Origin of the sequence: Halarchaeum nitratireducens, from assembly GCF_017874695.1 — an archaeon.
Taxonomy (GTDB): domain Archaea; phylum Halobacteriota; class Halobacteria; order Halobacteriales; family Halobacteriaceae; genus Halarchaeum; species Halarchaeum nitratireducens.
Genome location: NZ_JAGIKY010000005.1, coordinates 132,214 through 144,491, shown reverse-complemented (window position 1 = coordinate 144,491; position 12,278 = coordinate 132,214). Strand labels below are relative to the sequence as shown.

Sequence of the window (12,278 nt, the reverse complement as noted above, 5' to 3'; positions counted from 1 at the left end):
CGTCACGAGTCGGGGAAGACGCTGTCGGGGTCGCGAGTAGCGAACGGACCAACGCGGCGGCCGTCAGTCGCATACTCGTAGAGAGCGGTGCGCGCGACCATCCCGAGGACCTGCCCCGCAACGATCGCGGCGACGACGACGAGAAGACCGAGGCCGCCGAGGAGCCACGCAGCAGCGCCGTGGAGACCGAGGTAGGCCGCCCCGAGCAGGACGATGCCGACGACCGCGATCGGTAGGACAACGAGTGAGACGCCGAGTGAGGCACTCACGCTCTCACCCCACGTCTGTTTGAACGCGTGCCCGCTCTCACGGAGGATCGTGTGGAGGTCGGCGGTGTCCTCGACGGCGATGACGGGGACGACGAAGAAGGTGAGGAGCCCCCACGCGAGGTCGAAGACGAGGCGAGCGGCGCTCCCGAGGAATCCGAACTTCTCGTCGAGGACGTAGAGGACGGTCCCGAGGGTGGCGGAGGTGAGCGCCCAGACGGCGATGGCACGGCGCGAGCGCCACGCGGACTGCAGGCCGTCGCGAACAGTCGGGTCTTCGCCGTCGAAATACTGGAACGCGCAGTGTGCGACCGCGACGTTGAAGAACGCACCCAGACTCGACGTGAGTGCGAGCCCGATGAAGATCGCGGTGTACTTGATGAGGTCGTTCGTGAATACCGATGCGACGAGGCCGTAGTGGAGGGCGATGCCGGCCGCGACTGCGAAGCCGCTCCCGACGAGCAGGAGACTGCACAGCGGGAGGACTGCGAGGCGGGGGTTCGCCCGGAACACGTCGAGACTCCCGTCAACGACGTCGAGCCCACGACTGAACCGTTCGAACATACGTCGGATGTGCCACTCCGGCATGATAAGCGTACTGATCGGTTACACGGAGTCTGAACGAACCGAACTTCACGCTGATCGGGATGCTCTCCCCGATTCTCAGTAGTCGCCGAGCACGCCCAGCCGGCGCGCGCGCCGCGTCGCGAGACTGAACGCGACGTATCCGAGCGCGAGGTAGCAGCCGGACGTTCCGACGAGAACCGCGAGGGTGAGCGGGTCGAACTCCCAGAGGCGGGTGCCATCGACCATCGCGCGTTGGAGCATCGCGCTTCCCTGCACCAGCGGGAGCAGCCGCGTCCACGGGAGATCGAAGACGGGCGCGGAGATGAGGCCGACGAACGCGAACTGAAGGAGGTTGGCGACGTTCGAGATGCGCTTGTAGAGAACGCTCAGTCCGCCCATCACGAGGCCGAGGCCGAGCGCGCCGGCGAGGGTGAGCGCCGCGACCGGGAGTACCGTCACGAGGTTCAAATTGAGGGTCGTCCCGGTGAGGAGGAGCATGACGGCGAGGACCACCATAGAGGTAGCGAACGTCCGGAAGACGATGGCGATGGACTTCGCGACCACCACCGGGCCGAAGCCGAACGGCGTCATGAAGTGTCGCTCCAGCGTGCCCCAGCTCGCTTCTGACTGGATGTCGTTCATGATCCCCGAATACGCGCCCAGCGAGAGCGTCCACAGGAAGTAGCCGACGATCAACCCCTCGATGGAGTCCGAGAAGGCCTGTCCCGCGACGAGCGTCCCGCCGTAGAACATCAGCGCGAAGAAGAAGACGCCCATGAAGAGCCCGAGCGCCGCGTTCAGCGGATACCGAACCCAAATGAGGAGGTCGCGGTAGATGACGGCTTTCAGCAGGTGGTAGTAGCTACCGGTTCGCTCGGGTGCACGGACGCGCGCGCTCCGGCCAGCGCCACCGCGTTCATCCCGCTCTGTCACCGCTCGCTCCTCGGCGTCCGTCACTGCCGTCCACCCCCCTTACCGTCGGGCGACTCCGCCGACGGAGAGTGGGTACTCAGCGGGTCCCCACTGCTTGCACGCTCGCCGCCCGAGGCCGCGGTCGTCATCTCGACGAACACCTCCGCGAGGTCCGGTTGGACCGTTTCGACGCTCGCGACGTCGAGGTCGTGGGCCTCCATCGCGTCGGTCAGCCGGTAGAACGTCTCCGTGTTCGCGGCAACCTCGAAGCGTACCCGATCGCCGGTGCGCTGGACGTCGGACAGCTGGAAGCGCGCTCGCAAGTCGGCGATCGTCGCGTCGTCGACGCCGCGAGCGGTGATGCGGTAGCCTCTCGTCTCGAAGCCCGCGAGCAGGTCTTCGACGGTGTCGTCGACGATCACGTGGCCGTCGTTCATGATGACGACGCGGTCGCAGACGTCCTCGATGACGTCCATGTCGTGACTGGAGAGCACGAGCGTCAGGCCGCGTTCGTCGGCGAGTCGGCGGAGCTCGCTCCGGAGTTTCAGCGAGCTCTCGACATCGAGGCCGAGCGTGGGTTCGTCGAGGAAGGCGACGGAGACGTCGCCGGCGAGCACGCTCGCGAGCGACACCTTCTGCTTCATGCCGCGCGAGAGGTCGCGGACCGCCGTGTCCGCTTTGTCCGCGAGGTCAAGGTGGTCGAGTAACGCCTCGTGGCGGTCGGTGACGGCGTCGGGATCCTGTCCCCGAATCGCGGCGAAGTACCGGAGGTTCTCCCGAACGGTCAGCCGCCAGTAGTCGTTACGCGCGCCCTCCAGCATGGCGTCGACGTGCTCGTAGGCCGCGCGTGGATCGGCGTGGACGTCGACACCGTGGACGCGCACCTCGCCCTCGTCGGGGAGCACGAGGCCAAGAATCGACTTGATCGTCGTGGTCTTCCCCGCGCCGTTCGGGCCGAGCAACCCCACGACCTCGCCGGGCGCGACGGTGAAAGAGACGTCGTCGACGGCGGTCACGGCATCCTCGCCGTCGCCGAACGTCTTCGTGAGCCCATCGACGTGTATCGCGGCGTCGTCCGGCCCGAGCGACGGGGGCGCCTCGTCCGTGGCCGCCGACGTTTCGTCCGAGAGAAACTGACTGGTGCCGGAGCGACTGTTCGCCATGGATCGTCTCCAGATATCGCACTTTAGAATATAAACCCAGCGCTGGGCTGAAACGCCCCGGGTACGACCCGAATGGGATTCACGTAGCCGTGAAACGGTGCGATGCGGTGGGCGTGTAAGTGGACGGGCAACGCACGCAATTACAATGGTATGTACGTAAACCCTCTCGCGTACCAGCGGCTCTGCGTTCCACTAATGCGAGGGATATATGTAGTGATGGGTCTAGCTCAAACGGCTATTGTACCGTCGTTCGGCGTTCCAGTACGCTGATTCGCCACGTCGTGAGTGTCTCTACGGGCGCATACTGCTCGACCCGAGCGCCACTCCCGGAGCGGACAGACGGTTTACGGCCACGTCAGTGGCGACCGTGACGCAGTCGGTCTACAGCTCCGAGAAGCCACGTCGACCGGACGGTACGCGACATCGATCGGAATCACTATTGAGCGAAGCCGCGGAGTACGGTACGATGCAGTTCGAGCGACCACTCCTCGTCGCCGCGCTCCTCCTCGCCCTCTTCGTCGGCGGCGCCGGCTACGTCGTCCACCAGTACCAGTACGTCGACGCGACGGAGACGACACAGGGGACCGTCCTGACGGCGCAGGTCGATGAGTACACGCGCGTCGGCGGCATCCACCTCACTGGGAACACCGCGTACGACGCGAACCTCACCTACGCGTACACCGTCGGCGGCGAGCGCTTCGTGAGCCACGCGGTCTTCGCGGGGCCCTACACGTCGCTGGGAAACGGCAGGCACACCGCGAGCGTCGTGAATCGATACCGAGAGGGCGGCTCCGTCACCGTCCACTACGCGCCGAACGACCCGTCGAGTTCGTTCGTCGTCGCGCGCTACGGCTTCGTCCCGGGATTCCTCGCGATGGCCCTCGCGCTCTTCCTCGCGGCGGACTTCCTCACGCCGGGAAGCCGGTGGCTCCGTGCCACCTGGCGCTTCCTCACCGATCGGTCCGGGAGCCGCCGGCGTCGACGCGACGACGAGTGGAACGACCCCGACGGCCTCCGCGAGCCGGCGGACACGACGGCGCAGTCGAGCGTCGACTCGGGATACGTGACCGGTCGACTCAAATGGGGCGTCTGGGCCGGGGCGTCCGCGGGGACGCTCGCGCTCGTCGCGCTCTATCGCCACCTCTCCGCACCACCGTACTCGCGGCTGGCGTGGGTCGTCGCACTCGTCGCCCTCGCCGCACCGCTCATCCGAGCCGGACTCGTGTACCGGGATCGTTCCTGAGACGCGGTCGTACACGCCGTCGAGCTCCGCGCTCCACGCCGGATCTCCGATGAGAGCGTCACCCTGTCGAACGCCGGTAACGACGTCACACTCCTCGGAGACGTCTCGAACGCGCGGACCATTCGGGTCGAGAAAGTCGGTTCCACCCGGTTCAGGGTGCGGGCCGAAACGGAGTCACCGTTGACGGCGACCGAACGCCAGCGGGCACGACAGATCGCGCTACGTAACCAGACGTACGAACGGGGCTCACGGCACTGGAGAACTACACCGTCACCGTCGACCCGGTTCACACGCTCGCTCTTCCATCGGAGCAGGCGGGCGGATATAACGCGACCGAGACCGGCGAGTCCGCGGATACGGGCGATGCCTTCACGATCGCAAACGTCACTAGCGACGACGGGTACGGGACAGTTGTCGTCCACCGTGAGCCGGCGTATGCGACGGACCGAGCAGTCGTCCAGATTCAACAGCCCGGCGCACCACAGCGACACGAGCTCGCGTACTCGGTGCGGGTCGATTTGGCGAACGGCACTGTGACGATGGTTACGGATTGGGACGCGATTCGCGCGAACTCGTCGGCGGTCGATTCAAGGGGCGTTCAGAATGTGACCATCTCACCGTCCCGAGACGGCGAAGTCGGCACGCGTATCGAACACCCACACGGTCGTTCCGAATGGGGATGACCCCGAGAAGTCCTCACCGCAGTCGGTTTCGTACTGCTGCTCGGCTATCGGTTGCGACGAACTGGCGCCGCGGATGGCACCGCCGGTCGTATGCCGAACGGAAACGACGCGTAGCCTACCCGCACTACCCCGGATTACTCGACCGCCGTCGACGACCGGCGTCATCGGCCATGTATCTGGACCGGAAAGACCTACAATCGACACGAGCCCTCGGTAATCCATGTCCCCCGCGTTCCCCCTCATCACCACCCTCGGAACGATACTCCTCTTGGTCGTGTCCGTCGCCGTCAGCGTGTGGGTCGCCCTCGATGCCCGCGCTCGCGGAAATCCACACCCGCTCTTCTGGGCCGTCTTCGCACCACTCTCCGGCGTCCTCCTCCTCTACTACGTCGGCTGGTGGCGCCGCAAACACGACCGGGAACGGTCGCCGTCCCGACGAGAGCAGTATGCGGCAGTCGTCGCCGTCGCTGGCGTGGGGGGCTTTCTGGTCTCCGCCGTGGTGCTTCCACCCGATCCTGTCTCGCAGATGCTGTTCTGGCCGGTCGCGTTCGTCGCGTGCCTGCCGGTCGCGTACTGGCTGATTGTTCGGCGCCACATCACGCCCTGACCGACGTCGTGACTTCCCAGCCCTCAACCACGCCGCGGAGGGCACTGCCGACGAGGGCTCTGTGAGGCACCGAACCGTGGACTCACTATTCCAGCCATACCTAATTCTCACTGATCACCGCAGACAGTCGAGCCCGGCAGGGTCGGCGTCACTAGACGGGACCCAACGTTCATACATACGGGGGGAGATACTTCGCTATGGACATCGGTGAGGCGAGTAAGCGGTGTAACGCCGTGCTCTCACACCTTCAACGGGCGGTCGTCGCCGACGAAGCGGTCCTCGAAGACGTACTCGTCGGTGTGCTCGCCGGAGGGCACGTCCTGCTCGAAGACGTCCCCGGGACTGGGAAGACTCTGACCGCCCGCAGCCTCGCCGCGACGCTCGGTCTCGACTTCGCTCGCATCCAGTTCACCCCGGATCTCCTTCCCAGCGACATCACCGGCACTTACGTCTACGACGAACACGAGCAGTCCTTCGACTTCCGACGAGGCCCGATCTTCGCGAACGTCGTGCTCGCCGACGAGATCAATCGCGCACCGCCCAAAACGCAAGCCGCCCTCTTAGAGGCGATGGAGGAAGAGCAGGTGACCGTCGAGGGCGATACCCACCGGCTCCCTGAACCGTTCTTCGTGCTCGCCACCCAGAACCCGGTCGAACAGGAGGGCACGTTCGAGCTCCCGGAAGCGCAAGTAGACCGCTTCACGATCAAAACTGCTCTCGGCTATCCCGATCGTGACGGTGAAGTCGAGATTCTCGACCGACGACTCGGGCGCACGACGCAGACTCCCGACCTCGACGCGCTCCTCTCACCCGACGGGGTCCGTGCTCTCCGAGCAGCCTGTGAGACCGTCCGCGTCGGTGACGACGTCGTCGAGTACATCGCGGACCTCGCCCGCGCGACCCGCGACGACCACCGCGTCCACGCTGGCGTGTCTCCCCGTGGAACCCAGCGGCTTCTCGAGGTCAGTCGCGCGCGTGCCATCATCGGGGGACACGACTTCGTGACGCCCACCGACGTCAAACGCGTCGCTCAGTCGGTTCTCGCGCACCGTCTCGTCCTCACCTCGCAGGCCACCGTCGAAAACGTCGATAGACACCGCATCATCGCCGACATCGTAGATGGACTCGTCGTCCCGACTATCGAAGAGCCCGCGTGAGGAAACGACCGCGGTAACCGCTACCGCGCGGTTTCGTGCTCCAGTCGCGGCGGTGCAGTCGAGGAGACGGTTGGGAGGGTGGGCAGCGAACTGAGCGAAGATGTCCGACTGATGGCGTGACGTGTACGCCATCGAGAGGGGGATATCCGTCTCAGGTGTGGCCAAGTCGTTTTCGGGCGAGCGAAATGGGGCGCAGCCAGACGAGGCCGCCGGCGAGACAGAGTGCGACGACCCAGATGAGAACTCCGAGGGTCTGATCGGTCGGTGGGACGGGAAGTCCTGCGAGAGCCCAACCGACGTACGCGAGGAGCCACCCGGTGAGTGAGAAGGCCCACACCTGCGAGTACGAGACGGGGAGATGGCCGGTGGCGAGTAACAGCCCGACGATGGCTCCGGGGACGAGCGAGACGACGAACAGCCACGTCGGCTGGACGCTGTACCCGACGAGCGCGGCGCTCAGCTCACTCATCGGGAGTGAAAGCAGTATCGTAGAGCCGACGACGATCCCCGCCTGCTCGAATCAGTCCGGGAGGGCCATGGACGCGTCTTCCCTCTCACAGAAGATAGGTGTATCCCCTCAGTCGCGGGACCGGCTCCCCACGTTTATGGTGGTCCTGTGCGACTACGACGCCATGGAACGGTTCTACGTATTTTACACATGCATGGCGATCTACGGTACAGTCTTCGCAACGGGGGCAATCCTCACTCTCGTCAATGGAAGCGCGAGCCTCCCACTCATCTCGGGTAGCATCGCCGGTGTCGGGATGGTACTTGCGTCCATATACGAGCTGTTCACCGGCTCCCCGTCCGACTTCGAGATCGGCGACGTCGGGTTCTGGGCCGTGGTTTCGGGTGTCGTGGGGTTTCTCCTACTCCAGATCCCCGGGCTACTCTGATCGTGGAACGTGACTGCGCGAAAGAGATGGCGAACACGCTCTCCAAATCGCCCACGACTGATGCATCCCCACATCGGGTACGAGTGGCGGCGAACCCGGAACGGTCCAACCCTTATTACGGCGCGTCACTAAACGAGTCCACGTACGCCGCCAGACATGAATCGTTCCCACCTCGCAGCCCTCCTCGTTACCGTGTTCGGGCTCGCCGTCCTCGGAGCCGCAGCCGGTACGCTGCACGCGGCGCACCCCGCCCAGACCGCCGCTTCGAGCCCTTCTGGATCGCCGGGGACGAGTGGCTCGAACGGGACGCCCTCGAACGCGGAGACTCCGACCGGCACGCAGTCAGCAGGCCACTACCTCCTTCCGGACCTCAGCGTCCCGTCCGGGCTCGCGACCGGTTCGACCCACGCAACGAGTGCGTTCGCCCGTCTCGCAATCGCCGCGCTTCTCCTCCTCGTCGGTGGGGCCCTCGTCCTCTGGTGGCTCACCGGTGACGATGGGTCCGCGCCCGTCGAACCGACCGCGACGCCCACCGACTACTCCGACGACCCGACCGAGCACACCCGGTCGCCCGAGGCGACGCACGTCCCCGCAGATAACGACGTCTATCGAGCGTGGCAGACGATGGTCGCGATCGCCCGCCCGGATGACAGCCGCCACAAGACGCCGCGCGAACTCGCGGACGCCGCCGTCGACGCTGGCCTCCCCGCGTCCGCCGTTCGAACCATCACACGCCTCTTCCGAACCGTCCGCTACGGCGACGCGCCCCCGACTCCAGACCGAGAACGCGACGCCCGGCGCGCCCTCCACACGATACGACACGCCGACAACCGGGGCGAGACCGACGACGACCCCGAACGACCGGGCAAATGACGGGGTCACGCCGCCCACTCCTCGTCGTCGGGCTCGTCGCGAGCCTTCTCGGCGTCTGCCTCCTCGTCGCACCCACACTCGGGAGCGGATTCACTCCGACCGGGGTCGGCCGCACAGCACCGTTCGCACTCGGTGGCGTCGTCGTCCTCCTCCTCGCCGGCGTCTACTTCCTCACAGACGTTCTCTCGTCGTCCACTGACCAGGGAGACGACGCGGAGACGCAGCCCCCGGAGACGCCGACACCCGAGCGCCGTCCCCACTACGAATCGCTCGGCGAGTCCTTCGCCCGCCGCCTCGACGGCATCTCTTGGACGGACCGCCGCGAAGCGGCGCCCACGGCCCGTATCCGTCTTCGTGACGATCTGCGAGAGATGGCGAGACGGGCGCTCACCGACAGCGACCACCGATCGCGCAACGAGATCGAATCCCGCCTCGATACGGGTACCTGGACCGCAGACTCGGATGCGGCGGCCTTCTTCACCGGCGACATCGTCCCGGAACTCTCCATCCGGCAGCGGCTTCGCTCCCTGTGGTCGCCGGAGGCGGTGTTCGCGCGTCGCGCGCGACACGCCGTCGCCGCCCTCGCGAACCGCACCACGAACACACCCGTTGTCCCCGCCCTCCGTGAAGGAACGACGCCTGGGCAGTCGCCACCACCGGTTTCGGTACGAGAGTACTGGGGGCCGAACGATGAGACGGCGCGAGAGCGGCGGGCGAGTCGGGCGAGCGACGTCGTCGTCGCCGCGCTGGCGCTCGGCGGCCTCGGCATCCTCACGCTGACGCCCTCGCTGCTCTTGCTCACGACCTTCGGCGTGATCGTCGCCGGCTACGCCCGCGTCGCCACCCCGCCAACGGAATCGGTCAGCGTCTCCCGCGCGCTCGACATCGAGACACCCGCCCCGGGGACGGAGGTCACGGTCACGATCGGCATCGAGAACACGGGTTCGGAGACGCTCGCTGACCTCCGCGTCATCGACGGCGTCCCGCCCGGACTTCGCGTCACCGAGGGGTCGCCGCGATTCACGACCGCCTTACGCCCCGGAAAGAAAGCCTCGTTCACCTACTGCGTCGAGGCCGTGCCCGGGCACCACGCGTTCGGGCCGATGCTTGCCATCACGCGCGACGTCACCGGACTCCACCGCCGCGAGTCCCTCGTCGAACCCGCCCTGACGACACTCACCTGCCACCGGCCTCGCCGGCCCGCCGCGATAGCGGGCCATCGCCGTCGCACGACGCCGCTCCCGGGTGCGTCGCGCTCGAATGCCGCGGGTGCGGGCGTCGAATTCCACTCCGTCCGCGAGTACCGACGGGGCGACCCGCTCTCGCGCGTGCACTGGAAGCAGCGAGCGAAGACGGGCGAGTTCACCACGATCGATTTCGACGAGTCCCGGCTCACGCGCGTGCTCGTCGCCGTCGATACCCGTCGTGAGACGTATCGGACGGTGGGGCGTGACGCAGATACGCCCCTCGCTCGCGCGAGCATCGCGGCAGCGCACGACGTCTCGATGGCGCTCCTCGACGAGCAGATCCCGGTCGGACTAGTGGCGGTGTCCCCGCGCTCGTGCTGGCTCGCGCCGCAAGCAGGGGCGACCCACCGCGCTCGGATCCGGACGCTGCTCACGGAGGACGACGCCTTCGACTGGACGCCGCCCACGGCCGACTTCGACGCGGAGCACGCGCTGAGAGTGATCACGCGGCAGACGCAGACCGCGACGCAGATCGTGGTCGTCTCTCCGCTCCTCGACGATCAGGCCGTTCAGCTCGTCCGGTCGCTCGACGCGCACGGCTACGCCGTCTCCGTACACTCCCCCTTCCCGGCCGAGGAGTCCGCGTCGCTGTCGGCTGGAGAGGGATACGCGGTGTTGATGCGGGGGGTCCGTATCAAGACCCTTCGAAGCGCCGGGATTCACGTCCGGACGGCGGACACGCTCGAACCAACGCGGAGGGGAGAATCATCGTGACCCGGCGTCGACGGGGGCGAGTGCCGCGGGTGAGCGCTGGGGTCTCCCTGATCGCCGGACTCGGTGCTCTCGTCGTGATCGCGGTCTCGATTCCGACGCTCGTCGGTGGCGTCCTCGGCGTCTGTCTCCTCGCGGCCGGCTTCTTTCGGCAGTCACGACTGCTCGTCGATGGCGGAGGAGCGGCGTTCGTCGGCGGACTCGTGTTCGCGGGTCTCGCGGGGATGGCCCCGAGTCTCGTACTGATCGCGGCGGTCCTCACGGTGATCGCGTGGGACGTCGGACGGACCGCATTGGGGATTGCCGCTGAAGTCGGTGACTCCTCTACTACCATCCGGATCGAGCTCGTCCACGCCATTAGTAGTATCGCCGTCTTCGCCGCCGGAGCGATTACCGGCTATGCCGTGTTCATGCGGACACTCGGTCAAGGGTCCGTGTGGGCGCTCGCGGCACTTCTCGCCGGCGCGTTCGCGCTACTCATCGCCTTAGGCTCGTGACGGGTGAGTGCTCGTCGTCTCTCGACAGGTCGGGTCGCGGATACGGCGCTCGTCAGCGATGACGGTGGATTCGTCGGACGCAGTAGACACGACGAGAGATGGCAGTAACCGGTCTGTAAGCGTCTTCGGAGGGCGGATAGAGTGACTCTTCGAGACGAGTGAAGTCCACCGGCCGAGGTAGGTTTTGGCTGACCTAAGAACCGAAGCAAATATAGTTCTTTAGGCGAGCCTAAAGCGCATGGCAGACGACGACGCGGAACACGAAGCACCGACGCGGAGGGAGTACGTGACGTACGGCGGGGCGGTCGTCGGCGGCGGCCTGCTCGCCGGCTGTTCGGGCGGCGGCGGGATGGACGAGACGACCACGACTGTGGGTGGAGACACGACCACAGAGGCGACGACTCCGAGCGATTCGTCGTACTCGGTGACGATGGCGCCGATGGGTGACGTCGAGTTCACTGAATCGCCGCAGGCGGCATTCACCATCCTCGCTCATCACGCCGACATGGCGCTCGCGCTCGGGCACGGTGATGACGTTAACGCCATCTTCAATCCCAGCCTGTTCGAGGGACTCTACAATCGGTTCCTGAACGGGCTCGATGGCGTTTCCGTCCAGTGGGCGGACCTGTACGGATCGTGGAATCCGGGAAAGGAGCAACTCTACGAACTGGACAGCGACGTTCATCTCGCCGATCCTGCGAAGGTCGCGACGATGGACAGCTGGACTACCGCAGACATCGACGAAGTCCACGAGAACGTCGCACCGTGGTTCGGAAATTCGTTCAGTGGCCAGCACGGTGAGCCCCCCGCTGAATGGGCGGATGACTACGAGTACTACGACCTCTGGGAGATCTTCGAGCGCGTCGCCCGGGTCTTCCAGGAGGAAGAGCGATATCAAGCCCTCGCAGCGGTCCACGAGGACCTGCTATCGACGATTCGGTCGAACCTCCCGCCCGCGGACGAACGACCCCGAACGGGACGGGTGCTCATCTCCCCGTCCGGTGTGAGTGAGGGAATCTGGGCGTACAGTATGAACGGCCCGGGATTCTATCGGGCGCACACGCGGGCCCTGGGTGTCGAAGACGCGTTCGCCGATATGCGGGTCGGCGCGCAAATCGACCTCGAAGCACTCGTCGAAGCCGACCCGGACGTCATTCTGCGAACGGGTGGCGTCTCACCGGGGGCGAACTGGACACAGGTCAAGACCGAACTCCGTACCGACTCGGTCGCCCAACAGATACCGGCCGTCAAGAACGACCGCATCTATCCACTCGGCGTTCGGTTCGGTGGCCCCATTATGAACCTCTTCCAGCTCGAGATGGGCGCCAAGGAGCTCTATCCCGAGCAGTTCGGCGAATGGCCGGCGTACGACGGTGGAGCATACCCCGACTTTTCCAAGGAGGACCAGCTGTTCGACCACCAACGCGTCGCGGACATCATCAAGGGAGAGTTCTGA

At 66.1% G+C, this 12,278-nt stretch carries 12 protein-coding genes; 8 read left to right on the top strand and 4 right to left on the bottom strand.

Annotation, left to right across the window (positions count from 1 at the left end; translation table 11 throughout):
- Positions 1 to 2: 2 nt before the first annotated feature.
- The 3 genes from J2754_RS06985 to J2754_RS06975 all read right to left on the bottom strand — a co-directional run bounded on the left by J2754_RS06985 (position 3) and on the right by J2754_RS06975 (position 2,908).
- Positions 3 to 830 (bottom strand): DUF6159 family protein, encoded by an 828-nt coding sequence (locus J2754_RS06985; RefSeq protein ID WP_211087015.1) that lies wholly within the window; start codon positions 828 to 830, stop codon positions 3 to 5.
- Between the two features lie 99 nt (positions 831 to 929).
- Positions 930 to 1,766, bottom strand: a complete 837-nt coding sequence (locus tag J2754_RS06980; protein ID WP_188879306.1) for an ABC transporter permease — start codon at positions 1,764 to 1,766, stop codon at positions 930 to 932.
- A 20-nt stretch (positions 1,767 to 1,786) separates the two neighbouring features.
- A complete protein-coding gene (locus J2754_RS06975) occupies positions 1,787 to 2,908 on the bottom strand; it encodes an ABC transporter ATP-binding protein (RefSeq protein ID WP_211087014.1) in 1,122 nt (373 codons plus the stop codon).
- A 466-nt stretch (positions 2,909 to 3,374) separates the two neighbouring features.
- Here J2754_RS06975 and J2754_RS06970 point away from each other — a divergent pair, with 466 nt between their 5' ends.
- The 3 genes from J2754_RS06970 (at position 3,375) to J2754_RS06960 (ending at position 6,598) form a co-directional block, all read left to right on the top strand.
- Positions 3,375 to 4,151, top strand: coding sequence for a DUF3592 domain-containing protein (locus J2754_RS06970; RefSeq protein ID WP_211087013.1), 777 nt, complete (start codon positions 3,375 to 3,377; stop codon positions 4,149 to 4,151).
- A 903-nt stretch (positions 4,152 to 5,054) separates the two neighbouring features.
- Positions 5,055 to 5,441, top strand: coding sequence for a hypothetical protein (locus tag J2754_RS06965; RefSeq protein ID WP_211087012.1), 387 nt, complete (start codon positions 5,055 to 5,057; stop codon positions 5,439 to 5,441).
- Positions 5,442 to 5,638: 197 nt separating this feature from the next.
- Positions 5,639 to 6,598 carry an AAA family ATPase gene (locus J2754_RS06960; RefSeq protein WP_211087011.1) on the top strand — a complete coding sequence of 320 codons (960 nt, stop codon included), beginning with the start codon at positions 5,639 to 5,641 and terminating at the stop codon, positions 6,596 to 6,598.
- Positions 6,599 to 6,749: 151 nt separating this feature from the next.
- On the opposite strand, the gene J2754_RS06955 is transcribed toward J2754_RS06960, so the two are convergent.
- On the bottom strand, positions 6,750 to 7,067 hold the full coding sequence (locus J2754_RS06955; RefSeq protein ID WP_188879300.1) for a hypothetical protein: 318 nt from the start codon (positions 7,065 to 7,067) through the stop codon (positions 6,750 to 6,752).
- A 163-nt stretch (positions 7,068 to 7,230) separates the two neighbouring features.
- Here J2754_RS06955 and J2754_RS06950 point away from each other — a divergent pair, with 163 nt between their 5' ends.
- The 5 genes from J2754_RS06950 (at position 7,231) to J2754_RS06930 (ending at position 12,278) form a co-directional block, all read left to right on the top strand.
- Positions 7,231 to 7,494, top strand: coding sequence for a hypothetical protein (locus J2754_RS06950; RefSeq protein ID WP_188879298.1), 264 nt, complete (start codon positions 7,231 to 7,233; stop codon positions 7,492 to 7,494).
- Positions 7,495 to 7,650: 156 nt separating this feature from the next.
- Positions 7,651 to 8,367, top strand: coding sequence for a DUF4129 domain-containing protein (locus tag J2754_RS06945; protein ID WP_188879296.1), 717 nt, complete (start codon positions 7,651 to 7,653; stop codon positions 8,365 to 8,367).
- Positions 8,364 to 10,328: a DUF58 domain-containing protein gene (locus tag J2754_RS06940; protein ID WP_211087010.1), complete on the top strand. Its 1,965-nt coding sequence runs from the start codon at positions 8,364 to 8,366 to the stop codon at positions 10,326 to 10,328. The genes J2754_RS06945 and J2754_RS06940 overlap by 4 nt, the downstream gene beginning before the upstream one ends.
- Positions 10,329 to 10,357: 29 nt before the next feature.
- Positions 10,358 to 10,822: a DUF7519 family protein gene (locus J2754_RS06935; RefSeq protein WP_211087009.1), complete on the top strand. Its 465-nt coding sequence runs from the start codon at positions 10,358 to 10,360 to the stop codon at positions 10,820 to 10,822.
- A 238-nt stretch (positions 10,823 to 11,060) separates the two neighbouring features.
- Complete coding sequence (locus J2754_RS06930) at positions 11,061 to 12,278, top strand: ABC transporter substrate-binding protein (protein WP_188879290.1); 1,218 nt, start codon at positions 11,061 to 11,063, stop codon at positions 12,276 to 12,278.